Genomic DNA, 21,223 nt, shown 5'->3' on the forward strand with positions numbered 1-21,223 from the left:
TCCTGAAGCAATCATGGAGAAAGACGTAGCAGTTGCTGGTCGAACCAACCGACAAAGGCATCGGAAGGTACTGCATCCACTGCCAGATACCACCAGTCATCAGCGGCAAAGGCACGACACTTCACCGCATCCTTCTCGGTCATGACCAAGGGCAGCGCGGGTGCAAATGTCAGCGCTTCGGCACTGTAGACAGCATGGTCGGCGAACGCGTGAGGCACCGGTCGCCAGTGTAATCCTTCGAGGGTATTGAAGAAACGTCGGGGATTGCCGATTCCGGCGACCGCATGCAGCGCCTGCCCGGCCGGGAAATAATCCACTGGCTGACGTTCGCCACTGCGCAGATTGATCAGTGCCGAAGGCTTGAGCCTGAAGGCATAGCCGTCGTCCCTGTCAGCCGTGGCACCGTTATAAAGCAAGGCGTCGACACTGTTCAGCCGCTCGGCCGGTTCGCGCAACGGCCCGGCAGGCAGACAGCGGCGATTGCCCAGACCACGGGCGGCATCGATCAGCACCAGTTCCAGGTCGCGGGCCAGCCGGTAATGCTGCAAGCCGTCGTCGGAAAGAATCACATCCAGCGATTCGGCAGCGAGCAAGGCTTGTACGGCGCGACTGCGATCCGGATCGATCATCAGCGGCACACCGCAGCGCTGCACGATGAGCAACGGCTCGTCCCCCGCCTCGCTGGCACTTTGTTCAGGCAGGACACGCCACGGCAGGCTTGGCGGCTTGGCGCCGTAGCCACGGCTGACCACCCCGACACGCAAACCGCGACGGCGGCAATGCTCGATCATCCAGAGAATCAACGGCGTCTTGCCCGTGCCACCGACGGTGATATTACCCACCACAATGACCGGCACCGGCGCTCGATAGATATCACCTTCGCCCGCCAGAAACCGCGCCCGTTTGCGCTCTACGACACGCCGGTAAAGACCTTCGAGCGGGCGCAACAGCGCCAGCGCAGGGTGGCCCTTGTACCAGGCGTCGAGCAAACGGTCAGTGAATGCCATCAGTTAGCCGGTGTGGCCTCGACAGTGGTCATGCGCAGATGACTGAAGCCCAGCTTGCCCGCCGCATCCATGGCCGTGATGACCGACTGGTGCGGGGTCTTGCCGTCGGCGCTGATCGACAGCGGCAGGCTGGTATCGCCCCCCGACTCGCGCTGCAGCGCCTCGATCAGCGTCGCCAGGTCGTTTTTCGGCAACAACTGATTGTTCAGCGAGAAAATCCCGTCGGCGTTGATGGCAATGTCCAGCTGTTTAGCGCTGGCATCCACGTCCGGCGTTCCGGTGACGGCCTGGGGCAGATCCACTCGCAACTGGGTTTCACGGGTAAAGGTGGTCGTCACAATGAAGAACAGCAGCAGGATGAACACCACATCAATCAGAGAGACCAGATTGATGTCGATGTTTTCCCGGGGTCTGCGACGGCGAAATTTCACTTCTTCTTGCCCCCGCCCGCTCTGGCCAGCGACTTGAGATCGATCTTGGCGTCGATCAGATCGACATCGCGGTCGCCCTGCACCACTTCAACCAGACGAATGGCCTGTTGTTCCATGCCGACTACCAGCTCATCGACGCGGCTCTGCAGAAAGCGATGAAAGAAAATCGCCGGGATCGCTACGATAAGACCCGACGCGGTACAGATCAGCGCCTTGGAAATACCACCTGCCAGCACACCGGCGTTAGCGGTGGCCCCGGAGCTGTTGAACGAGCCGAAGATATCGATCATGCCCAGCACCGTGCCGAGCAAACCAAGCAACGGCGCCATGGCAGCGATCGAGCCCAGTGCGCTGAGGTAGCGCTCCAGTTCATGAATGACCCGGGCAGCGGCTTCTTCGATGCATTCCTTCATGATCTCGCGACCATGCCTGGAATTGGCCAGCCCTGCGGCAAGGATTTCGCCCAGCGGCGAGTCAGCGCGCAGCTGCTTGAGCTTTTCGCTGTCCAGCTTCTGTTCCTGAATCCACTGCCAGACCTGCCCGAGCAGGTGCGGTGGCGTGATACGGCTGGCACGCAACGTCCACAGGCGCTCGATGATGATGCCGGCGGCGGCGATGGAGCTCAGAATAATCGGCAGCATCATCCAGCCGCCAGATTTGACCAGTTCCCACACAGTGATCACTCCCTCGAAAAATTGGCGCCACTCTACCATAGGGTCGCCAAGTGCCGAACGCCGAGATCGATATCCATTCACTCAATCACGCCAGAAGCGCCGTTGCGCGCGCTCGGCCTGTGGCGTTCCGAATGTCCCCAGTTGCAGACGGACCGCGCCCAGCTCGGCACTGTCGTAACTGGCGATGCCCAGGCCTCGATAGCGCGCCATGACCAACGGATGCGGGTGACCGAACGCGTTGTTGCGACCACGGGAAATCAGCACGCCAACCGGTGCCACGGCGCGCAGAAATGCTTTGGACGACGAGGTACGGCTGCCGTGATGCGGCGACTGCAACCAGTGGGCACGAAGGTCGAACCCGCTGTCGATCGCCGCACGCTCGGCGTGCACGTCGATATCGCCCGCCAGCAGCAGACGCTCGCCCCTGGCGTCGACGCTGAGGATGCAGGAGGCCGGATTGCCGTCAGGCCCCTGCTCCCAGCGCCACGTGGAAAACACCACGCCATCCCACTCCCAGCGTGCACCGCTCTCGCACAGTCGGGCGTCGAGTTGCGGCGCGAGGCGGGCCAGCTCACCGCCTAGCACGCGGGCCACCGGAAAGGCCTGATGAACCGCTGCTGCACCTCCGGCATGGTCTGCGTCGGAATGGCTGATCAACATCAGGTCAAGATGGCGGACACCCGCCTTGCGCATGGCGGGCACGACCACGCGCTGACCGATATCGAACTCACCGAAACGTGGGCCTGCGTCATACAGGAGTGTGTGATTGCGGGTGCGCAGGAGAATCGCCAGGCCCTGCCCCACATCCAGTTGCAACACATCGACCTGACCTTCAGGCACTGATTCGAGCGGCGGAAAAACGCACAGCAACAGCAACGGCCAGCCCAGCGGACGCAGGGGCACGCCCTTGGGCAGCAACAGGAGCAAGGCTCCGAGCAGACTCAACCACCATGCCCAGACCGGCACGGCACTGGGCAGCCAGGCCGGCAATGCGGCGGCCACCGCGCCGAGGAATACGAACAGCCCCTGCAGCGCCCCGCCCGCCAGCCAGAGCAGACCTTCCCCGACCACGGGGACTGGCAGCAACAGCGTTCCGAGCAATGCCGGCGGCAGGACAATCACGCTGACCCAAGGCACCGCAAGCAGGTTGGCAAACGGGCCGCTGAGGCTGATCGGCAGGTTCAGCGCCAGCAGGATCGGCAACAAGCCAACGGCGATCAGCCATTGCGCCCGTGTCCAGCTTTGCCACCAGCTCCAGGCGCCAAGACGCCCGCTGAAAATCAGGATCAGAATGCCGACCGCCGCGAAGGACAGCCAGAAACCCGGCTGCAGCGTCACCAGCGGCTCGAAGATCAGCACCGCGTTGAAGGACAGCAACAAAGGCCAGACCACGCCCAGGTGACGAAAACGCAAGCGCCACAGCAGCACCATCGCGACCATCACACAGGCTCGCCGGACCGGCACCTCGAAACCGGCCAGCAGTCCGTAGCCCAGTGCAGCACTGAACGCCAGTGCACACGCCGACGGCAGCCAGGGCAAAAAGCGTGGCCACAGCCCCCAGCGCGCCAGGCCTGCGACCAGCGCGTAGATCACCCCGGCCAGCAAACCGATGTGCTGGCCGGAAATGACCAGCAGATGCACAGTGCCAGTATCCTGCAACACCTGCCAGTCGGTGCTCGACAGCCCTGAGCCATCGCCCAGCACCAGCGCAGCCAGACCGCCCTCCCGGCCCTGCGCATCGACCGTCAGAAGACGCTGACGAATGGCATCGCGCCAGGCGGCACGCGCAGGTGCCAACAGCTGACCATCCACCACCGTGCCGGTCGCACCGATGCGCTGCGCCAGTAGCCAGGCTTCATAGTCGAAAGCATCCGGATTGACCAGCCCGGCCGGCCGCTTGAGTTTGACCGCCATGCGCCAGCGCTCGCCGCTGTTTACGGGCTGGCCGCCGTACCACGCCATGCGGATTCGCGCCGGCAGCCTGGCACGTCGTGACCAGGCATCTTCCAGTTCAAAGCGCACCACACCTTCGGCGACACTGGGCAAACCGACCACCTTGCCCTGCACCCACAGCGTCTGACCATCGAGACGCTGCGCCAAGCGGTCACTCAATGCCCACTGCGCCGAAACGCAGGCCCAGGTGAAACCGAGCAGAAAGAACGCCAGCGGATAGGTACGGAACGGCAGCAACATCAACGCCAGTATCGGCATCAGCAGCAGTAGCCAGGTCGGCGGCAGGGCCGGTAGAAAACGCAGGGCAAGCAGCCCGAGCGCGAGCGCGATCATCCCTGTGCGCATGACGGTTCCTTGCAGCGGAAAGCCTCAAGAATCAGCGCACTGGGGAAATGTCGGAAGGGGTGGTGTGTTGCAGAATCTGAACGGCCGGTCCCGGCCAGCGCTCGACCCGCCAGCCTGGCGGGTCGAAGCCAATGTGTTACTGACGCATACCGCGACCGCTCACCAGCAACCTGGCGCAGCCGATATACAGCACGAAGGTCGCCACGATCATGAACGCCAGGGCGATGCTGATCTTGATGTCGGAGACGCCCAGAATGCCGTAGCGGAAGGCATTGACCATGTGCAGGACCGGGTTGGCCAGCGACACGGTCTGCCAGAACGGTGGCAACAGGTTGATCGAGTAGAACACGCCGCCCAGATAAGTCAGCGGGGTCAGGACGAAGGTCGGGATGATCGAGATATCATCGAAGTTGCGCGCAAACACTGCGTTGATGAAGCCCAGCAGCGAGAAAATTGTCGCGGTCAACACCACCACGATAATGGTCACGCCCAAGTGATGTACTTGCAGGTCGGTGAAAAACATCGACAGCATGGTGACGATGAAACCGACCATCAGACCACGCAATACACCGCCCAGGGTGTAACCGACCAGAATGGTGTGCGGCGAGACCGGCGACACCATCAGTTCTTCGATGGAGTGCTGAAACTTGGCACCAAAGAAGCTCGAGACCACGTTGCCGTAGGAGTTGGTGATCACCGACATCATGATCAGCCCCGGCACGATGTACTGCATGTAGGTAAAGCCGCCCATGTCGCCGATCTGGCGACCGATGAGGTTACCGAAGATGACGAAGTACAGGACCATGGTGATGGCTGGCGGCAGCAGGGTCTGCGGCCAGATCCGCATGAAGCGGTGCACTTCACGGTAGACGATGGTTTTCAGGGCGATCAGGTTGGGGCGCAACTCGCCGTTGGGTACGGTCATACCGCCACCTTCGCGAGGTTTTTTTCCACCAGGGACACAAACAACTCCTCAAGGCGATTGGATTTATTACGCAGGCTCAAGACTTCGATGTTCTGGAAGGCGAGCTGACTGAACAGTGCCGTGATGCCGACGTTCTTGTCGACCTGCACTTCCAGGGTGTGGCTATCGAGCAGGCGGCAAGGGAAACCGGGCAATTGTGGCGCGCTCTGCCAGGAGGCCTTGAGATCGAGCACGAACGTCTCGACGGTCAACGTGCTGAGCAGCTGCTTCATGCCGGTGTTCTGCACGATCACCCCGTGGTCGATGATGCCGATGTTGCGGCACAGCTGTTCGGCTTCTTCCAGGTAGTGCGTGGTGAGGATGATGGTGATGCCTTTGCTGTTCAGCTCGGTGAGAAAGGTCCACATCGAACGGCGCAACTCGATGTCCACACCTGCGGTGGGTTCGTCGAGGATCAGCAGGCGCGGCTCGTGAATCAGCGCACGGGCGATCATCAGGCGCCGCTTCATGCCGCCGGACAGTGAACGCGACGGCACATCGCGCTTTTCCCACAGCCCCAGCTGCGTCAGGTACTGCTCGGCGCGTTCCTTGGCGATTTTCGCCGGGATGCCGTAGTAGCCCGCCTGAGTGACGACGATGTCGAGGGTCTTCTCGAACTGGTTGAAGTTGAACTCCTGCGGCACGACACCGATGCACCGCTTGAGCGCAGCGGGCTCGCGATCCAGGTCGTGGCCAAAGATGTTCACCGTGCCACTGGTCTTGTTGACCAGCGTCGAGATGATGCCGATGGTGGTGGATTTGCCAGCGCCATTGGGGCCCAGCAAGGCGAAGAAATCACCTTCGGCGACGTCCAGATCGATGCCATTCAAGGCCTGGAAACCGTTGCCGTAGGTTTTGGTTAACTGCCGAATGGACAGAGCGGAAGACATATCGGGAAAGGTACTCATCAGAAAAAGGAATTGAAGATGACTGTCACCAGCCGCCTGCCGTGACGACCCAGCCGCGCAATGGTGCTCGGCTGCGTCGTTCAAGTACAGACACATCTGTTAATAGTAAATATCGAGCGCCGGACATGCGCCCGATCAGCCCTTTCACCTGTTCACATCACATGCTCAGGTCAACGGGGTCATGACCGCCTTGCGATAAGCCGGGCGCGTCTTGAGACGCTCATACCAGGCTTGGAGGTGAGGCAGCGGCGGACGTTCAATCGGCATTTCAAACCAGCCGTAGGCGAAGCATCCCAGGGGAATATCGCCCATGCCGAAAGCATCGCCAGACAGACAGGGCTGTCGCGACAGCGCCTCGTCGGCCACCAGCAGCAGGCTGTGCAGCGTCTTGATGCCTTGCTTGATGGCCGGCCAGTCCTGTTTCTCGGCCGGCGTGCGTACTACGCCCCAGAACACCGGGCTGAACGGCGCGGCGATGGTCGAGGTGGTCCAGTCCATCCACTTGTCTGCATTGGCGCGGGCCTGCAGATCTGCGGGGTATAAATCAGAATCGGGGGCATGTCGGGCGGCCAGATAGCGCACGATGGCGTTGGACTCCCACATCACGAAGTCGCCGTCTTCAATCATCGGAATCCGGCCGTTAGGGTTTTTCGCGCGATAGGCCGCTTCGTTGACCAGGCCGAATGCACCACCAGCGTCCTGCGTCTCGTAGGGTACGCCCACTTCCTCGGCAATCCAGAGTGCCTTGCGCACATTGCTGGAATTCTTCCGTCCCCAGATCTTGAGCATTGCGTTCCCCTCGCAGTCGCTGATAAATAAAGGCTCACAGTCTACCCCTAAGCGGCGGCAACTTCCTCGTCAACCAGGGGTCACTATCGATGTCGCCTCACCACTGCCTGGCGACCAGTTTGATCGCTGCCACAGCGGCGGTCATCACGGAGGAATACTTATGCTGTTGTTGTGGATTGTTGTGCTGGTCGTCGGCATTGCCTGGCTGGCTCATCGGCGAACCGCCCCGCTCCCGGCGCTTGGCGTGGTAGCTGTCTACCTGCTGGCCATGGGTATTTTCAGTCACGCGCCAGGATGGCTGCTGACGGTGTTCTGGTTGCTCTGGCTGGCAGTGTTCGTACCGGTAATGCTGCCCGATCTGCGCCGTAAGCATTTCACTGCGCCGATGTTCAGCTGGTTTCAAAAAGTCCTGCCGCCGATGTCGCAGACCGAGCGCGATGCGATCGATGCCGGCACGGTCTGGTGGGATGGCGAGCTGTTCAGCGGTCGTCCGGACTGGGACAAGCTGCTGGCCTACCCGAAAGTCCAGCTGACCGAAGAGGAACAGGCCTTTATCGACGGGCCGACCGAAGAACTCTGCGCAATGGTCAGCGACTGGGAAATCGGCCAGGCCATGGACCTGCCGCCCGAAGCCTGGGCGCACATGAAAGCGCACGGCTTCTTCGCGCTGATCATCCCCAAGGAATTCGGTGGCAAGGGCTTCTCGGCCTACGCCCACTCTCAGGTGGCCATGAAGCTGGCCACCCGCAGCGGCGACCTGGCGTCCACAGTGATGGTGCCCAACTCCCTCGGCCCGGCCGAATTGCTGCTGCATTACGGCACCGACGAGCAACGCAATCACTACTTGCCACGTCTGGCACGCGGCGAAGACATTCCCTGCTTCGCGCTGACCGGTCCGCTGGCCGGTTCCGATGCTGGCGCGATGACCGACACCGGGATCATCTGCAAAGGTCAGTGGCAGGGTGAAGAAGTCATCGGCCTGCGCCTGACCTGGGAAAAACGCTACATCACCCTCGGCCCGGTCGCCACCCTGCTCGGCCTGGCCTTCAAGGCCCACGATCCTGAGCACCTGCTCGGCGAAAAAGAAGATCTGGGCATCAGCCTGGCGCTGATTCCGACCGATACGCCCGGCGTGGAGATCGGCCGCCGTCACCTGCCTCTGGGAGCAGCGTTCATGAACGGCCCCAACTCCGGCAAGGACGTGTTCGTCCCGCTGAGCTACCTGATCGGCGGTCAGCCGATGCTGGGCAAGGGCTGGATGATGCTGATGAACTGCCTGTCGGTGGGTCGTTCGATCTCGCTGCCGGCCGTCGGCACCGGCGCTGCCAAGTACACCAGCCTGGTCACCGGCCAGTACGCGAAGGTGCGTGAGCAATTCAATGTGCCTCTCTCGGCATTCGAAGGCATCCAGGAAGCACTGGCGCGCATCGGCGGCAATGCCTGGCTGATGGACAGTGCGCGCATGCTGACGGCCAATGCGGTCGACCTGGGCGAGAAGCCTTCAGTGCTCTCTGCGATCCTCAAATATCACCTGACCGAGCGCGGCCGCGAGTGTATCGGTCACGCCATGGACGTGCATGGCGGCAAGGGCATCATCATGGGCCCGAACAATTACCTGGGTCGCAACTGGCAAGGTGCGCCGATCTTCATCACTGTCGAGGGCGCCAACATCCTCTCGCGCAATCTGATGATCTTCGGCCAGGGCGCGATTCGCTGCCATCCGTTCGTACTCAAGGAAATGGCCCTGGCCGGGCGTGAGGACAAACAGCAGGCGCTGATCGAGTTTGACAGCCTGCTGCTCAAACACATCGGCTTTGCGGTGAGCAATGCCGCCAGCACCTTCATCCTCAACCTGGGCTTCGGTCATTTCGAAAGAGCGCCGGGTAACGGCTTGAGCCAGGGTTACTTCCGAGCGCTCAACCGCCAGGCAGCAGCGTTCGCGATGCTCGCCGACTTGAGCATGATGCTGCTCGGCGGCGAGCTGAAACGCCGCGAACGCCTGTCGGCCCGTCTGGGCGACGTGCTCAGCCATATGTACCTGGCCTCGGCAGCGCTCAAGCGTTATCACGACCTGGGTTCGCCGGACCACATGAGCCCGTTGTTCTGCTGGGCCATGGAAGAAAGCCTCGGGCATTCGGAACGGGCAATGGACGAGATCCTCAGCAACTTCCCCAACCGGATACTGGGCGGGGTGCTGCGTGCCGTAGTGTTCCCGTTCGGTCGCCGACACAAGGGGCCTTCGGACAGACTGGATGCCGAAGTTGCTCAGGTACTGGGCCGCGCCAAGGGCGATCCGACGCTGGAAGAGTTGCTGGCAGGCTGCTATCGCCCGCAATCAGCAGACGATCCGGTCGGCGCGCTGCAACAGGCCATCGACCTGCTCAGCGCTGCGTATCCGCTGCACAAGAAGCTGCAAGTGGCCCTCAAGAGTGGTCAGGTCAAGCCGGACGCTGGCGAGCCGGTCATCGACGCCGCGCTGCGCCTCGGTGTGTTGCAGGCCGACGAAGCGCAGACCCTGCGTACCGCCGAGGCAGCCCGCCGCAAGGTGATCGATGTGGATGATTTCGACAAGGAAGAACTGACCCTGGCAGCCGACAAGATTCGCTGATAGTCAGGTCGCACCACACAGCAGGCGCGTAGAGCTTTATACTCTCGCGCCTGTTTTTGCATTTGAGGATTACCCAATGGCCGACGCCACTCTCGATCACCAACTTGGCCTGCTGGCACACCTGCGCAGCATTCTGGTCGCGCTGGGCGAGGCCGAGCAGGTTCCGGAAGAAAGCCACGCGCTGTTCATGGAGCGTTTCGACGAACTGGTCGAGCTGCTGCCGCAGGACCCCATCGAAAGCCAGTACCTGGGTCAGGACATCCTCTGCCAGGTCATCCAGCGCTACCCGCAAATCGCGCACTTGGTGCCGCGCGACCTGCTGTGGTTCTTCGCCGGTGACTGCCTGCATTTCATGCCGGATGATGAAATCGAGCTGTATCAGGCGCTGGAAGAGCGCCGCTACGACGCCGAGCAGAACGAAGAACCGTTTGACTGGAATCAGGAGAAACAGCTGCTGAGCATGTCGACGCAGGGCAGCAAGCACTGAGCATCCTTTGGCTTCAAGCCTGCTCCGGAGGTCATTCCGGGCAGGTTGCCTGTCACCCCGCGCCAATACGCCACACCGCGCAACACATCGATCAATACGATCATTAAGTCCCGGCATTCGAATCAATTTATCGAATAGACAGGCATACCATGACACTTCGTATCATCTGATAAGGAGTGCTCCCTCTCCCATGACTCAATTTCGTAAAGTCCTGTCCATTCAAACGGGTCAGCCAGCGTCCGATGGCGCGGGCGTCAAACTGACGCGCGTCTTCGGCGGGCGTGGTGTGGAGCAGTTCGACCCGTTTCTGATGCTGGACGAGTTCGGATCGGACAAGCCGGATGACTACATCGCCGGCTTTCCACCTCACCCGCACCGTGGCTTCGAAACGGTGACCTATATGCTTGAAGGCCGTATGCGTCATGAAGACCATATGGGCAATGTCGGCCTTCTGCAGAGCGGCGGTGTGCAGTGGATGACCGCAGCACGCGGGATCATTCACAGCGAAATGCCCGAACAGGAAGAAGGCACCATGCGCGGCTTTCAGCTCTGGCTGAACCTACCGGGCAAGAACAAGCTGAGCGACGCCAGCTATCAGGACATCCAGCCGGAAAACGTTCCGAGTATCACCACTCAGGCCGGTGTGCAGGTGGTGGTATTGGCAGGGCATTTCGACGATGGTCAGGTTCAACAGGCCGGGGCAGTACAGCGCCCGGATACCGAGCCTCTGTACTTTGACTTTGATATGCCTGCCGGCAGTCGTATCAGCCCGCACGTACCCGACGGGCACCTTGTGTTGCTGTACGTCTATGAAGGCAGTGTCGAGCTGGAAGGCAGCGCCCAGCCGATCGGCAAACGCCATATGGCAAGGCTGTCCGACAGCGGTGCCGTACAGATCAGCAGCACCGCGGGTGCACGGCTGTTACTGATTGCAGGCAAGCCCTTGCGTGAGCCGATCGTGCAATACGGCCCTTTCGTGATGAACACCAAGGAAGAGATCGAGCAGGCGATTCGTGACTTCCGGGAAGATCGTCTGACGGCGTGAACCCGGTTCGGACCGTCAGACTTCCCTTCGTCTGTAGCGGCCCCTTCACCAGCAAGGCGGACCGCTTTGCTGGTGTCAGAGCAGATACGAGCGCGACTCAGACCAGCACAGGGTTCTGCTTGCCTGGGTCGATCTTGTAACGTTCTATGGCCTGCGCCACCACCTTGCGCTCGACCTTGCCGTCATCGGCCAGCGCCTTGAGTGCAGCCACCGCCACGAAGTAACGGTCCACTTCGAAGAAGTGGCGCAGCGACTCGCGCGTATCGGACTGGCCAAAACCGTCAGTGCCCAGTGCCACGAAACGGCGCATGGGTACAAAGGGACGGATCTGGTCGGCGAAGATTTTCATGTAATCGGTCGCCACAATCACCGGCCCTTCCCTGTCTGCCAGACAGCTTTCCACGTAGCTCAGACGCGGCTCCTGCTCGGGATTCAGCAGGTTCCAGCGTTCGGCATCCTGACCTTCACGACGCAGTTCGGTCAGGCTGGTGACACTCCAGATTTCGCTGCTCACGCCAAAGTCGTCTTCGAGCAGTCTGGCGGCCGCGATGACTTCCAGCAGGATCGACCCGCAGCCCATCAACTGCACGTGCTTGCCGGTATTGATCGATGCACTGGCCTGCAACGGGTACATCCCCTTGAGAATGCCGGCTTCTGCGCCTTCGGGCAGATCCGGGTGCGGGTAGTTCTCGTTGAGCAAGGTGATGTAGTAATAGATATCCTCATTTTCGGCAAACATACGACGCATGCCGTCCTGAATGATCACCGCCAGCTCGAAGGCAAACGTCGGGTCGTAAGACACGCAGCACGGTATCGTCGACGACATGACATGGCTGTGCCCGTCGTCATGCTGCAGCCCCTCGCCCATCAGCGTGGTTCGGCCTGACGTGGCGCCCAGCAGAAAACCCCGCGCCCTGGCGTCGCCCGCTGCCCAGGCAAGATCGCCTACACGCTGGAAGCCGAACATCGAGTAGAAGATATAGAACGGCACGGTCATCACACCGTGGTTGGCGTAGGAAGTACTGGCCGCGATCCAGGAAGAAATCGCACCTGACTCATTCAGACCTTCCTGCATGATCTGCCCGTCGGTGCTTTCCTTGTAGTAGCTCAGTTGCCCTGCATCCTGCGGCGTGTACAACTGACCGACGTGGGAATGAATACCGATCTGACGGAACAGATTTTCCATACCGAAGGTTCGTGACTCATCCGGCACGATCGGCACGATCAGTTTGCCGATGTTCGGATCCTTGAGCAGCGTCGAGAGGATGCGCACGAAGGCCATGGTCGTGGATATGCCGCGATCGCCGGTGTTCTTGAGCTGGGTATCCAGCACCGAGAGCGGCGGAATCTGCAGGGTGGCAGCGTCACTGAAACGGGCCGGAATGTAACCGCCCAGTTGAGCCCGGCGGGCCTTGAGGTACAGCGCTTCAGTACTGCCCTCGGCCGGTTTCAGGTACGGCATGTCGCCCAGCTGGTCATCGGTGATGTCCAGCGAGAAGCGGTCGCGGAAGGCCTTGATCGCCTCTGCCCCAAGCTTCTTCAACTGGTGGTTGATGTTCTGCCCCTCACCCGCCTCGCCCATGCCGAAACCTTTGACGGTCTTGGCCAGGATCACGGTCGGCCCACCCTTGTGGCGCATCGCGGCAGCATAGGCGTTGTAGACTTTTTCCGGATCGTGGCCGCCACGCGAGAGCTTCCAGATGTCGTCATCGCTCATGTCGCTGACCAGTTCCAGCAGCTCCGGGTACTTGCCGAAGAAATGCTCGCGAACGTAGGCGCCATTCTGGGATTTGTAGTTCTGGTACTCGCCATCCACGCATTCCATCATGCGCTGACGCAGCAGCCCGCTCTTGTCCTTCTCGAGCAGCGCATCCCAACCGCCGCCCCAGATGACCTTGATCACGTTCCAGCCTGCGGCGCGATACAGACTTTCGAACTCCTGAATGACCTTGCTGTTGCCGCGTACCGGCCCGTCAAGGCGTTGCAGGTTGCAGTTGACGACGAAAATGATGTTGTCGAGTTTCTCGCGCCCGGCCAGAGCGATGGCTGCCTGTGACTCAGGCTGATCCATCTCGCCATCGCCCAGGAACGCCCAGACCTTGCGTCCTTGATGCTCCTTGAGTCCGCGATTCTCCAGGTAGCGCATGAAGCGTGCCTGATACGCCGCAGTGATGGGCCCCAGCCCCATGGAGACGGTGGGGAACTGCCAGAAGTCCGGCATCAGGCGCGGGTGCGGATAGGAAGAAATGCCGTCACGATCGGTTTCGCGACGGAAGTTGTCCAGTTGCTCTTCGCTCAGACGACCTTCCAGATACGCCCTGCCGTAAATGCCCGGCGAAGAATGACCCTGAATATAGACGAGGTCACCGGCAAACTGCTCGGTACGCCCCCGGAAGAAGTGGTCGAACCCGACGTCGTAAAGCACGGCAGCAGATGCGTAGGAAGCGATATGGCCGCCCACGCCGGAATGCTTGCCGGCACGCAGCACCATCACCAGGGCGTTCCAGCGGATGAACGCGTTGATACGTTTTTCAACCTGAAGGTCGCCCGGATAAGGCTGCTGGCGGTCACTGGGAATGGTGTTGACGTAAGGCGTGGTGACCCGACCGTAGAAATCGCCATGTTGGGCGACGTCGAAGTCCAGCAACTGATCGATCAGATAGTGCGCGCGCGGGCGCCCTTCAGTGTTGAGTACCGACTCAATCGATTCGAGCCATTCGCGGGTTTCTTGCGGATCCTCGTCAAGAAACCGGGGTTGCTGTGCCATCGTCGTCTCCTACTGTGATGCGGCAGTGGACGCCGGACAGGCGTCTGCCTTGAAAAATCTGATTGCAATTGCAATCAAATACCGGAATTTATCCCGCGCTCGGTTACTATTGCAACCCTCAAGAATTTCAGACAAAGGTGAATCATGTCGTCAGCCGAACCGGATACGTGGTTCAGATTCGTCAGGGCACACCGCTGTCTGATTCGCGAAATCGAACGACGTCTGGCGGCGGCCGGGCTGCCTGCCTATGCGTGGTATGACGCGCTCTGGGGCATTGAAAGCGGCCCGCAAGGCATGCGCCGCATGCATGAGCTGGCCGACGTCATGGCCATTGAACGCTACAACCTGACTCGCCTGGTCGACCGGCTTGAAAGCGAAGGGCTGGTGGCGCGCCACAGGTCCGACAGCGATGGACGAGGCGCCGTGGCAGCGATCACCGACAAGGGCCGGACCCTGCGCAAACAGATGTGGCAGGTTTACGAAACGGCAGTCGACGAGCTGTTTCTGACGCAATTCGACGACCAGCAGCGCCGCGTGTTCGCCGACGCGCTGGAGCGTGCCGCACTGGCCGCCCGGCAAAGCGGTGGAAAAGGCTGACATCAGACCAGCTGATAGCGTCGCAAGGCGAGTTTCAGCGGCTCGTAGCCCAGTTGCCCGCCTTCCGCAAGCGCAGTCAGGGCCTGTACGACGATCCACTCCGGACGGGTTGCAGGCGTACCCTGCGGGGCCGCGGAATCGGCACCCAGCCCGACGAACCGCCCCGGGACATGCTCACGCAGCTGTTCAACCACGGCCTGCGGGTAGCCGGTGACGGCTACCACCGCGTCCTGCCCCTCGCCCAGGCAATCGCGCAGGTGCCAGGATCGTGCGGGTTGTGCAGAATGGAAACGATTCCAGCGTCGTGCGGCTGCGGCATCGCGGGCCACTCGGGTATAGCTGGGGCAGCTCCAGATTTCGCAATCGACGTCCCAGTGTTCACGGAGCAGGCGGGCAGCCTGGCGTACCGAGCGCAGCGCCAGACCCGCCCCCAGAAGGCGTACGCGACGGCCTTCATGACCGCAAACGGCGTCGCCAATCCGGTACATGCCCTGTACGGCCGCCACAGCCTGAGCATCGCTCAGTTCACTGACTTCCTCATTGGACTCGTCGTGCAAGGCCATGTAATAGAAGCCGCTCCGGCCTTCGACATACAGACTGTGCAGGGCGTGCAGTGTGATCGCCCGCGCTTCGGCAGCATCCGCAGGGTCAAACGGCTGGCATTTGCGGTTCGACAGCAGCCAAAGCGGTAACCAGGGATGGGCACCCTTGGGCCAGCGTGACGGCAGCGTCTCGATATCGTTGCAGAAGATGCCCCGCTGGAACGACTCCGACGCGAGCGCGCTCAACTCGGCGGAGGTTTCGCTGCTGATCATGTAAATCAGCGGCAACTCCACCGCGCCAGCCTGCGCAGCAAATCTCAACGGCCAGGCGCTGGAGAGCATGCCTTCCTGTCCGCGTGACATGTGTTTGCTGGCCCGTACCACCGATATCCGCCGCGAGGTGGAAGGATCTCTGGTCAGACGCTCGACGATATCGGCCATCGCGAACAGGGGTGAACAACACCCACGCAGCGCAAGCCCCGTGACCGCCTGAATCTTGTCCATGCAGGCCAACGCCGCGAACCGGGTCTGGGGTGCCAACGAATGACTGTTTGCGCTGTTCATCACTACTCCTTGCTGTCGGACAAGCATCCTTGCACCTTGATGGAACCAAGAATATGATTGCAATCGCAATAAAAATCACTGACACGCCTCATCGCAGCGCGATGGCCAGTCCCCGAACATGCGTGCGCTCGCAACTCGGCAGGTCGATGAGCGTATTATTTTCAACGGCTAAGCCCTTGTTCAAAGACAAAAGACACACGCAGTCCATGTTTTCATGTACTGCGGAAAATACAAATGAGGATAATGAAGACGGCCAGGCCGCAAACAAACAATAGACAAGGTATTACATGGAGGTTCGTACCGTGCACACCCAACTTGACTGCCCGCCCCTCAAGATCAACGCAGCCCCTGCTCCGCTGCGTCAATTGATTGAAGACTTCGAAAACGATCTGCATCGTATTGGCGATTTCACCTATGCCTACTTTTCCAGCCCAAAGACACGCACTGTCAAACCGGTCATCCTGTCCAACTATCCTGATTCCTGGCTGAAATCGTATATTGCCTCCAACTATCACCTTATCGATCCCATCATCAAACATGCCTGGCATAGCATTACGCCATTTTTCTGGAGAGAGGCCCGGCATGCCATTCAGGGCGTCGAGACCGATGACTTCCTGAAGCGCTCGGCCAAATACCAGCTGTCCTCCGGGGCCACTTTCACCCTGCACGATGCAAGCGGGCTTTTTGCCGCTCTGAGTCTTTGCAATGCCAGGCAACAGACTGACTTCGATCAGCGAATCCGCGACAAGGCCGCTGATATCCAGATGAGCCTCATCCGCTTTCATGACCGTTTGACCAAGACACAGGCGCCCCACGAACTCTTCCCGCAGCCCACCCGATGCAAATTGTCCAGCCGCGAAATAGGCGTGCTGAAATGGGTAGCCATGGGCAAGGCCTACAGCGAAATCGCCGAGATATTTTCCATTTCGGAACGCACCGTGAAATTTCACATGTCCAACGTTTCCAGCAAACTCGAAGTGCGCACTGCCAAACAGGCCGTGTACAAAGCCATTAATATGGGCATGGTCTGACTCAGGCTGCGCTGTCCATGCGTGCTCGCTGCAAGGATGCTGATGCATCGAGCGGTATTGGCCAGCGCAACAGGTCATCCGTGACGGGCTGCCTGAGAGCAATGCTGCCGAGCAGCCGTTGATGGTTGTCGGCGTTCACAGGCATATCCAGCAACAATACCGTCTCGCCTGGTGAAGCCTCCCCCGTTGCCAGAACACGGTGCTCCCACCCGGACTTGCGCACGATCCGCGCCATCGCCTTGCTGACCACCGTGATGATGGACTCCAGACCAGCCGAGGCAGCGTGATTGTGCATCGAGAACAGCAGCATTTCGGTCAGTGGCGCGTGCAGAATACCCAGCGACCGGGCACGTTCCGTGTCGACAAAGAACCGGCTCGACTCCGCCATGCCAGCATTTCTGGGCGCCGGATAGTCGAAAAAACTGCGAAACGGTCCATCCAGCATGTACGGATCACAGGTGTTGATCAGCCTGAGCCCGGCCAGCGGAACCTCGTTCCAGCTGCCTATCAGGTAAGTCGCAGCGGCACTGTCATAGTCATCGAACTCGAACGCCTGACTGACGCGAACCTTCCATTCAAGCCGATCCGAAAAGATCTTCTTGCGCAGGGCATACAGCGTTTCCAGCAACGTGACGGGCACTTTACTGTAACTGGCTACCTGAAATTCAAACCCGCTCGACATTCTAAAACCCACCCGGCGTCACCAGCGTGAAGCATTACTTATTTAAATAGGCAAATCTACTGTACTTAAGAACAGGTCAACACGCTGAAACACTAACGCCCTGCTGTTTGCACTTAGGTACAGTGTTATTGGCGCCGAAAATAAGGAAATCTGCTCCGGCGTTCTGGATATCCAGGACGGCGGCTTCCCAAACAATAATGACGCCACAGGGATAATGGTATGAATAGTCTGTATGCCGGTATCGACACCTTGAACGCAGTTCCTGTTCTGGACGATATTACCCAACACGAAATTTCTGCCCTCAAGACCCGCTTCAATCTGGCCGATGCCCACACGCACCAGGATCAGAGCGAGACCCAGCGCATGATCGTCGCCAGCCTGCCCGAGCTGTGGTATCGGGCACAGAACCAGACGCAGTATCAGAGTGAACAGACGTTCATTCAGGCCTTCTTCACCTTCCACGGCCAGCATCATGCGTTGAAACGCCACGACGAAATCTATCTCGTCTACGCCGCGTCCATCGCCATGCATATCACTGCGACCTACTTGCGCAAAAAGAACATGAGCGTCGGGCTGATCGAGCCATGTTTCGACAACCTGCATGACCTGTTGAAACACATGGAAGTGCCCATGTCGGCACTGGATGAAAGCCTGTTCAAGTCATCGACCGAGGTGTACGCAACGTTGCAGAAGGCCGCCATCGGACTGGACGCAATCTTTCTGGTCGATCCCAACAACCCGACAGGTTCCAGCCTGTTTGCCGAGGGGCCGGACATGTTTGTCGAAGTGGCCCGCTACTGCCGGGATTACAACAAGCTGCTGATCCTCGATTTCTGTTTCGCCTCGTTCTTCAAAGCCGCCGGCAAGCAGCGCGTGGATGCCTACGCGATTCTCGACGACATCGGCACTCAATACCTGGTCATGGAAGATACGGGCAAGACCTGGCCCCTGCAGGACACCAAATGCGCCACGCTCATGGCCAGCCGCGACATCAACGCCGATATCTACAGCATTGTCACCAGCGTCCTGCTGAATGTCTCACCGTTCATCCTCAACGTCGTGACCCGCTACATCGAGGACAGCAACGACGATGACTTCGACTCCGTGCGCTCGGTGCTGGACCTCAACCGCAGCAAGGCGCGTGCCTGCCTTGAGGGCAAGGTCTTGAAGTATGTGCAACCGATGATCGATACCAGCGTGGCCTGGTTCGAGATTCTACCCGCCGGCGTGAACGCCGATGACTTGCAGGCTTATCTGCTGCAATCGGACGTCTACGTACTGCCGGGCAAGTATTTCTACTGGAGCCAGCCGGAAAAAGGCCAGCGCTACATACGCCTGGCACTGGCACGCAAGCCGGACGAATTCGAGGCCGCCGTTCAGGCAATTGCGCAGGCACTGGAGAACCTCCATGTCTGACTTCGACCTGCCGATGATCGATGCCACGGTTTTCATGGGCATGCACCATGCCGATCCCGGCGTGCGTGACAAATCCCTGGAGTTCTTCTCCCGGTTCTACGAGAGCAGCGTGCAGATGAATTTCGCCCAGATAGGCATTTGCGACGCCATCATCTGGAAGAAAGGCCGTGCCCTGCAGGACGCCTATTACCCGTTCATGGATGTCTTGCACACCGACATGGCAATACAGCGTGAGGGCTATAGCGAACAGGTGCTCCAGCGCGCAGCAGGTGAAACGCTGTTCAGAGGTCTGCCGGCCGACAAGAAACTGCTGGCTGCTCAAGTGCTGGAGCAGGAAATCCCGTTTTATACCCACGATCCGGAGTTGCTGCGCCTGCAAGTGCTGCAGCCTTTCCTTCAACCATTCGAAAACACCATTCGACGGCAGACGTTCCCGAAGATGCTCCAGCGTCTCTATGACCAGTCCTGCGCCATGGTGATCAGCAACGAGGACTTTCAACATGTCTGGTAAAAGCATTCTGGTCCCCCTGATAACGCCTCTGAACGCGCAGGAGCAAGTCTGCGAAGCCAGCCTCGAACGCCTTTTGGGTAGCCTCGCGCCCCATGTCGATGGCTACATTCCATGCCTGACCTCCGGAGAGGGCTGGCGGCTGTCGCGTCAGCAATGGCTGCAGATGCTGACGCTGACCCTCAGGCACGCGGGCGAGCGCAGCGTCATCGCCGGGATCGAACGCCATTCGACGCAGGAGGTGCTGGACTTTGCCCTCCTGGCTCAGGATGCCGGTGCTCAAGCAGTGATGTTTACCTCACCCTTGACGCCCGGTATCAGCCAGCAGGCGATCATCGAGCATTACCAGACCATTCATGACGCGACGCACATGGATATCTTCATGTACAACGAGGCCGCCCTGTCGGGCAACGAAAAGTCCTTCGCCACCCTCAAGGCCATCGCGCAGTTACCCAGAGTCATTGGCCTGAAGGACTCGCCCTCGCTGTCGCGCCCGCAGGCTCAGGTAGATGCCATTCGACAGGAGGGCGTCGACTACTTCATCGGCTGGGAAATGCAGCTGGCCGGAGACCTGGAGTCCGACGGCAATGTGGTTTCCCTGGCCAATCTGGAACCGCTGCTGTGCCGGACAGCGGCTGCCCGGCAGCAGCCGGCACTCAGCCAGGAAGTCGCCACGCTTAACCAGCGTTATCTGCTCAATGCCCCGGACTGGTACGCGCATATCAAGCGCGAGCTCAAAGCCAGGGGCGTGATCAACAGCGAGCGTGTCGTCACCGAGGAGGCTGCCTGATGGAAGACCTGCACAAGCAACTGTTTCTGGCCAACCGTGCGCTTATCGAAAAGCGGGTGCCCATGCCACAGGCGATTCTGGCGTTCGAGCAACACTGGATCGAGGATGCCATCGAACGCAGCATGACGGCAGATGCGCCTGATGACCTTGCCGGTCTGCGCAGAATGCTGGCCGAGCTGGTCGAACAGGAGAGCAGCGAAGTACCGCCCAGCGCACAGTATGTCGCCAACGACATGACCCTCGACGAATTCCGGATTCTGGTTCAGGAGTTTGCACTGGATGGCCTGACCGAAGCACAGGTGTTCTATCACCTGATGCCCAGGCTCAGCCTTCCCGCACAGATGCCCATGCTGCGCATGATGATCGACGAGTTCGGCTCGGGGAACCTCAAACGCTCGCATACCACGCTCTATCAGGACCTGTTGCGCGAACTGGAAATGCCGCTGGACCTGCAGTTTTACGTAGACGCCAACTCCAGCGCCGGTTTCACCTTTCCCAATATGTTCTGCTGGCTGGCGATGCGGGCGGACGATGCGTCATGGTTTGCCGGCGTCATCACCTACTTCGAGACCGTGGTGCCGTTCTTTTTCGAGTGCTACACGCAGCTTTGCGAGCGCTTGCAGATCAAGGCTCATACCTACTATTCAGAACACGTTCATATCGACGTTTTCCACGCCATCGAGGGCCAGCGCCTGCTCAAGGCCATGGACGTCAGCGGGGATCTGGATCCGGTAAAAGCCTGGCGCGGCATCTGCATGGGACGCGAGATCACCAACCTGGCGTTCGACCTGGCGGTAGAAAAAGCCCGTCGGCTCAAGCATTTCAACAAGGAGGTCAGCCTTGAACGAGCCTGCTGAGTTTCGTCGTCCCGACACGTTCACCGTACACATTGGCCAGGAGCAATACCTGATACCGAGCAGTTGCCCGCATCGTGAAGGATGGCTGGAGCATGGAGTGGTCAACGAGAAACGCCGGTCCATCACCTGTCCCCTGCACTTTTCGGTGTTCAGCCTCGAAACCGGGGAGCAACTGAGCGGTCCGCCGTGCGGTCAGTTGCAGGTACGCCGAGTGAGATAACAGCGCGCTCCACGGCAGGGCTCGCTCCTGCCGTGGCG

20 protein-coding genes are annotated in these 21,223 nt (G+C 60.0%); 10 read left to right on the forward strand and 10 right to left on the reverse strand.

Annotated features, from left to right (window positions below; translation table 11 throughout):
• Positions 1-11: 11 nt before the first annotated feature.
• The 7 genes from lpxK to KBY02_RS15695 form a co-directional block, all read right to left on the reverse strand.
• Positions 12-1,007, reverse strand: coding sequence for a tetraacyldisaccharide 4'-kinase (gene lpxK, locus KBY02_RS15665; protein WP_054091479.1), 996 nt, complete (start codon positions 1,005-1,007; stop codon positions 12-14).
• On the reverse strand, positions 1,007-1,438 hold the full coding sequence (locus KBY02_RS15670; RefSeq protein ID WP_003317468.1) for an ExbD/TolR family protein: 432 nt from the start codon (positions 1,436-1,438) through the stop codon (positions 1,007-1,009). The genes lpxK and KBY02_RS15670 overlap by 1 nt, the downstream gene beginning before the upstream one ends.
• The gene (locus KBY02_RS15675) at positions 1,435-2,151 is read right to left on the reverse strand and encodes a MotA/TolQ/ExbB proton channel family protein (RefSeq protein WP_011267143.1); all 717 of its coding nucleotides are present in this window, start codon (positions 2,149-2,151) and stop codon (positions 1,435-1,437) included. Before KBY02_RS15675 ends, KBY02_RS15670 begins: the two co-directional genes overlap by 4 nt.
• A 42-nt stretch (positions 2,152-2,193) precedes the next feature.
• A complete protein-coding gene (locus KBY02_RS15680) occupies positions 2,194-4,410 on the reverse strand; it encodes a DNA internalization-related competence protein ComEC/Rec2 (RefSeq protein WP_116893480.1) in 2,217 nt (738 codons plus the stop codon).
• A 136-nt stretch (positions 4,411-4,546) separates the two neighbouring features.
• On the reverse strand, positions 4,547-5,335 hold the full coding sequence (locus KBY02_RS15685; RefSeq protein ID WP_003421319.1) for an ABC transporter permease: 789 nt from the start codon (positions 5,333-5,335) through the stop codon (positions 4,547-4,549).
• Positions 5,332-6,264 (reverse strand): ABC transporter ATP-binding protein, encoded by a 933-nt coding sequence (locus KBY02_RS15690; RefSeq protein WP_011267141.1) that lies wholly within the window; start codon positions 6,262-6,264, stop codon positions 5,332-5,334. Before KBY02_RS15690 ends, KBY02_RS15685 begins: the two co-directional genes overlap by 4 nt.
• A gap of 183 nt (positions 6,265-6,447) precedes the next feature.
• Complete coding sequence (locus KBY02_RS15695; RefSeq protein WP_060400748.1) at positions 6,448-7,071, reverse strand: glutathione S-transferase; 624 nt, start codon at positions 7,069-7,071, stop codon at positions 6,448-6,450.
• Positions 7,072-7,231: 160 nt separating this feature from the next.
• Here KBY02_RS15695 and KBY02_RS15700 point away from each other — a divergent pair, with 160 nt between their 5' ends.
• The 3 genes from KBY02_RS15700 to KBY02_RS15710 all read left to right on the forward strand — a co-directional run bounded on the left by KBY02_RS15700 (position 7,232) and on the right by KBY02_RS15710 (position 11,211).
• Positions 7,232-9,679 (forward strand): acyl-CoA dehydrogenase, encoded by a 2,448-nt coding sequence (locus KBY02_RS15700; protein ID WP_116893481.1) that lies wholly within the window; start codon positions 7,232-7,234, stop codon positions 9,677-9,679.
• Positions 9,680-9,755: 76 nt separating this feature from the next.
• The gene (locus tag KBY02_RS15705; protein WP_004408346.1) at positions 9,756-10,166 is read left to right on the forward strand and encodes a PA2817 family protein; all 411 of its coding nucleotides are present in this window, start codon (positions 9,756-9,758) and stop codon (positions 10,164-10,166) included.
• Positions 10,167-10,356: 190 nt separating this feature from the next.
• Positions 10,357-11,211: a pirin family protein gene (locus KBY02_RS15710; RefSeq protein ID WP_024642752.1), complete on the forward strand. Its 855-nt coding sequence runs from the start codon at positions 10,357-10,359 to the stop codon at positions 11,209-11,211.
• Between the two features lie 97 nt (positions 11,212-11,308).
• Here the strand turns inward: KBY02_RS15710 and aceE are convergent, their stop codons facing one another.
• Positions 11,309-13,978, reverse strand: a complete 2,670-nt coding sequence (gene aceE / locus KBY02_RS15715; RefSeq protein ID WP_003415662.1) for a pyruvate dehydrogenase (acetyl-transferring), homodimeric type — start codon at positions 13,976-13,978, stop codon at positions 11,309-11,311.
• Between the two features lie 144 nt (positions 13,979-14,122).
• Between aceE and KBY02_RS15720 the strand changes: the two genes are divergently transcribed.
• Positions 14,123-14,575 carry a MarR family winged helix-turn-helix transcriptional regulator gene (locus KBY02_RS15720; protein ID WP_004408348.1) on the forward strand — a complete coding sequence of 151 codons (453 nt, stop codon included), beginning with the start codon at positions 14,123-14,125 and terminating at the stop codon, positions 14,573-14,575.
• A gap of 2 nt (positions 14,576-14,577) precedes the next feature.
• On the opposite strand, the gene KBY02_RS15725 is transcribed toward KBY02_RS15720, so the two are convergent.
• Positions 14,578-15,681 carry a transketolase-like TK C-terminal-containing protein gene (locus KBY02_RS15725; RefSeq protein WP_024651336.1) on the reverse strand — a complete coding sequence of 368 codons (1,104 nt, stop codon included), beginning with the start codon at positions 15,679-15,681 and terminating at the stop codon, positions 14,578-14,580.
• Positions 15,682-15,968: 287 nt separating this feature from the next.
• On the opposite strand from KBY02_RS15725, the gene KBY02_RS15730 reads away from it, so the two are divergent.
• Positions 15,969-16,712, forward strand: coding sequence for a helix-turn-helix transcriptional regulator (locus KBY02_RS15730; RefSeq protein ID WP_011267135.1), 744 nt, complete (start codon positions 15,969-15,971; stop codon positions 16,710-16,712).
• A gap of 1 nt (position 16,713) precedes the next feature.
• Here KBY02_RS15730 and KBY02_RS15735 read toward each other — a convergent pair whose 3' ends face one another.
• Positions 16,714-17,394 (reverse strand): acyl-homoserine-lactone synthase, encoded by a 681-nt coding sequence (locus KBY02_RS15735; RefSeq protein WP_060400750.1) that lies wholly within the window; start codon positions 17,392-17,394, stop codon positions 16,714-16,716.
• Between the two features lie 219 nt (positions 17,395-17,613).
• Here KBY02_RS15735 and KBY02_RS15740 point away from each other — a divergent pair, with 219 nt between their 5' ends.
• Genes KBY02_RS15740 through KBY02_RS15760 form a run of 5 tightly spaced genes read left to right on the forward strand, consistent with a single transcriptional unit; the run spans position 17,614 to position 21,185 of the window.
• Entirely contained in the window at positions 17,614-18,810 is a 1,197-nt protein-coding gene (locus KBY02_RS15740) for an aminotransferase class I/II-fold pyridoxal phosphate-dependent enzyme (RefSeq protein WP_011267133.1), read from the forward strand.
• Positions 18,803-19,321 carry a DUF6190 family protein gene (locus tag KBY02_RS15745; protein WP_011267132.1) on the forward strand — a complete coding sequence of 173 codons (519 nt, stop codon included), beginning with the start codon at positions 18,803-18,805 and terminating at the stop codon, positions 19,319-19,321. The genes KBY02_RS15740 and KBY02_RS15745 overlap by 8 nt, the downstream gene beginning before the upstream one ends.
• Entirely contained in the window at positions 19,311-20,108 is a 798-nt protein-coding gene (locus KBY02_RS15750) for a dihydrodipicolinate synthase family protein (protein ID WP_024651338.1), read from the forward strand. The genes KBY02_RS15745 and KBY02_RS15750 overlap by 11 nt, the downstream gene beginning before the upstream one ends.
• Complete coding sequence (locus KBY02_RS15755) at positions 20,108-20,965, forward strand: iron-containing redox enzyme family protein (RefSeq protein WP_011267130.1); 858 nt, start codon at positions 20,108-20,110, stop codon at positions 20,963-20,965. The genes KBY02_RS15750 and KBY02_RS15755 overlap by 1 nt, the downstream gene beginning before the upstream one ends.
• On the forward strand, positions 20,949-21,185 hold the full coding sequence (locus KBY02_RS15760) for a Rieske (2Fe-2S) protein (protein ID WP_004408361.1): 237 nt from the start codon (positions 20,949-20,951) through the stop codon (positions 21,183-21,185). The genes KBY02_RS15755 and KBY02_RS15760 overlap by 17 nt, the downstream gene beginning before the upstream one ends.
• Positions 21,186-21,223 lie beyond the last annotated feature (38 nt).

The organism is Pseudomonas sp. P129 (genome assembly GCF_020312195.1).
Classification (GTDB): domain Bacteria; phylum Pseudomonadota; class Gammaproteobacteria; order Pseudomonadales; family Pseudomonadaceae; genus Aquipseudomonas; species Aquipseudomonas fragariae.

What these genes read in the sequence shown, in the direction of transcription:
- KBY02_RS15720 (WP_004408348.1), top strand. Translation starts at nt 14,123, where the DNA reads ATGTCGTCAGCCGAACCGGATACGTGGTTCAGATTCGTCAGGGCACAC.
- lpxK (WP_054091479.1), bottom strand. Translation starts at nt 1,007, where the DNA reads ATGGCATTCACTGACCGTTTGCTCGACGCCTGGTACAAGGGCCACCCT.
- KBY02_RS15700 (WP_116893481.1), top strand. Translation starts at nt 7,232, where the DNA reads ATGCTGTTGTTGTGGATTGTTGTGCTGGTCGTCGGCATTGCCTGGCTG.
- KBY02_RS15730 (WP_011267135.1), top strand. Translation starts at nt 15,969, where the DNA reads ATGGAGGTTCGTACCGTGCACACCCAACTTGACTGCCCGCCCCTCAAG.
- KBY02_RS15695 (WP_060400748.1), bottom strand. Translation starts at nt 7,071, where the DNA reads ATGCTCAAGATCTGGGGACGGAAGAATTCCAGCAATGTGCGCAAGGCA.
- KBY02_RS15725 (WP_024651336.1), bottom strand. Translation starts at nt 15,681, where the DNA reads ATGAACAGCGCAAACAGTCATTCGTTGGCACCCCAGACCCGGTTCGCG.
- KBY02_RS15705 (WP_004408346.1), top strand. Translation starts at nt 9,756, where the DNA reads ATGGCCGACGCCACTCTCGATCACCAACTTGGCCTGCTGGCACACCTG.
- KBY02_RS15735 (WP_060400750.1), bottom strand. Translation starts at nt 17,394, where the DNA reads ATGTCGAGCGGGTTTGAATTTCAGGTAGCCAGTTACAGTAAAGTGCCC.
- aceE (WP_003415662.1), bottom strand. Translation starts at nt 13,978, where the DNA reads ATGGCACAGCAACCCCGGTTTCTTGACGAGGATCCGCAAGAAACCCGC.
- KBY02_RS15690 (WP_011267141.1), bottom strand. Translation starts at nt 6,264, where the DNA reads ATGTCTTCCGCTCTGTCCATTCGGCAGTTAACCAAAACCTACGGCAAC.
- KBY02_RS15675 (WP_011267143.1), bottom strand. Translation starts at nt 2,151, where the DNA reads ATGGTAGAGTGGCGCCAATTTTTCGAGGGAGTGATCACTGTGTGGGAA.
- KBY02_RS15750 (WP_024651338.1), top strand. Translation starts at nt 19,311, where the DNA reads ATGTCTGGTAAAAGCATTCTGGTCCCCCTGATAACGCCTCTGAACGCG.
- KBY02_RS15680 (WP_116893480.1), bottom strand. Translation starts at nt 4,410, where the DNA reads ATGCGCACAGGGATGATCGCGCTCGCGCTCGGGCTGCTTGCCCTGCGT.
- KBY02_RS15740 (WP_011267133.1), top strand. Translation starts at nt 17,614, where the DNA reads ATGAATAGTCTGTATGCCGGTATCGACACCTTGAACGCAGTTCCTGTT.
- KBY02_RS15685 (WP_003421319.1), bottom strand. Translation starts at nt 5,335, where the DNA reads ATGACCGTACCCAACGGCGAGTTGCGCCCCAACCTGATCGCCCTGAAA.
- KBY02_RS15745 (WP_011267132.1), top strand. Translation starts at nt 18,803, where the DNA reads ATGTCTGACTTCGACCTGCCGATGATCGATGCCACGGTTTTCATGGGC.
- KBY02_RS15755 (WP_011267130.1), top strand. Translation starts at nt 20,108, where the DNA reads ATGGAAGACCTGCACAAGCAACTGTTTCTGGCCAACCGTGCGCTTATC.
- KBY02_RS15710 (WP_024642752.1), top strand. Translation starts at nt 10,357, where the DNA reads ATGACTCAATTTCGTAAAGTCCTGTCCATTCAAACGGGTCAGCCAGCG.